This window comes from Patulibacter medicamentivorans (assembly GCF_000240225.1).
Lineage (GTDB): Bacteria > Actinomycetota > Thermoleophilia > Solirubrobacterales > Solirubrobacteraceae > Patulibacter > Patulibacter medicamentivorans.
The window spans coordinates 1-1,461 of sequence record NZ_AGUD01000190.1; the positions used below are offsets into that span (position 1 = coordinate 1).

The following is a 1,461-nucleotide window of genomic DNA, read 5'->3' on the forward strand; positions in this document are numbered from 1 at the left end:
GGGCGTCGCCGGCGGCGGCCGGCGAGCGCTCCTCGGACCGGCCGCTCAGCCGGCCGCCGGCGAAGGCGGCGGCCAGCAGGACCAGCAGCGCCGCCACGAGGGCGGCGCGACGGCGACGCGGAGGCGTCATCCAGGGGCGGTTCGGTGGGCCCGGCCGCCGATCGGGTCGGGCGCGCCCGACCCGCGGGGTCAGACGGCGGAGACCGCTTCCTCGTCCTCGACCCGGAACGACGAGCCGCAGCCGCAGGCCGCCACGACGTTCGGGTTCTCGACCTTGAAGCCGGCGCCGGTCATCGCGTCGACGTAGTCGATCGTCGAGCCGGTGACGTAGGGGAACGACTGGCGATCGCAGAGGACCGTGATCTCGTGCGAGTTGAAGGCCATGTCGTCGTCGCGCTTGCTGTCGAACGCCAGCACGTACTGGAACCCGGAGCAGCCTCCGCCGCGGACGCCGACGCGCAGTCCGCCGTCGCCCTCCTGCGGGTTGCTGTCGAGGAACTCGCGAACCTTCTCCGCGGCCTTGTCGGTGATCGTGATCATTGAGCGTCTCCGCGTACGTCAGGCGCGGGTCCGGGGTCCTTCCCGAGGCCCTGCGCTCCAATACTTCACCGAGTGTAGCGACCCCTGGCATCGGGTCCAGCCGGTCGCCGTCGCCCCTGTGCCGTCCTCAATGCTTCAGCAACTGAAGCGCCCGCACGCGGAGTGTCTACTCTGTGGAGCAGATGCCTACGGCCGATGAGCTCAAGCAGCGGATCGAGACGGCGCTTCCCGGTGCCACCGCCGAGGTCGAGGGCGCCGATGGCGTCCACTTCCAGGCGGTCGTCCAGTCCCCGGACTTCGCCGGGCGCTCGCGCCTGGAGCAGCACCGGATGGTGATGGACATCTTCGCCGGGGAGCTCGGCGGATCGATCCACGCGCTGAGCCTGAAGACCAAGACCCCGTCCTGAGGACCCCATGAGCGAGCAGACCCCGAACCCGCTCCGCGACGCGATCGCCGAGGCGATCAGCGAGAACCAGATCATCCTCTTCATGAAGGGGACGCCCGAGGCGCCCGCCTGCGGCTTCTCCGCCCGCGCGGTCGGGACGCTGCAGGCGCTGGACGTCTCGTTCGCCAGCGTCGACATCCTGCCCGACCCGCGGATCCGCCAGGAGCTGTCGGCGATCTCGGACTGGCCGACGATCCCGCAGCTGTTCGTCGACGGCGAGCTGGTCGGCGGCAGCGACATCGTGCTCGAGCTGTACGAGAGCGGCGAGCTGGCTGAGATCGTCGGTGCGCCCGCCGCCTCGGCCGCCCCGGCCACCCCGGCCGCGGCCGAGACCCTGCTGCAGCCCGAGAACCGCCTGGGCTGAGCGCGGTGCGGGCGGCGCGGCTGACGGTGACCGTCGGCGCCGCCACCGCGGCGGCGCTCGCCGTCGCGACCGTGCCCGCCCTGCGGGTCGATTCGGCCGCGGTCGCCGCGG

Annotated in this window: 3 protein-coding genes; 2 read left to right on the top strand and 1 reads right to left on the bottom strand. The window is 72.3% G+C overall.

The genetic code is table 11. The annotated features are described in order from the left end of the window. Window positions 1–189: 189 nt before the first annotated feature. A complete protein-coding gene (locus tag PAI11_RS11180) occupies window positions 190–540 on the bottom strand; it encodes a HesB/IscA family protein (protein ID WP_007574596.1) in 351 nt (116 codons plus the stop codon). Window positions 541–722: 182 nt separating this feature from the next. Here PAI11_RS11180 and PAI11_RS11185 point away from each other — a divergent pair, with 182 nt between their 5' ends. Continuing rightward, entirely contained in the window at window positions 723–947 is a 225-nt protein-coding gene (locus tag PAI11_RS11185; protein WP_040599930.1) for a BolA family protein, read from the top strand. Between the two features lie 7 nt (window positions 948–954). Beyond that, window positions 955–1,350, top strand: a complete 396-nt coding sequence (gene grxD, locus PAI11_RS11190; RefSeq protein WP_007574600.1) for a Grx4 family monothiol glutaredoxin — start codon at window positions 955–957, stop codon at window positions 1,348–1,350. Window positions 1,351–1,461 lie beyond the last annotated feature (111 nt).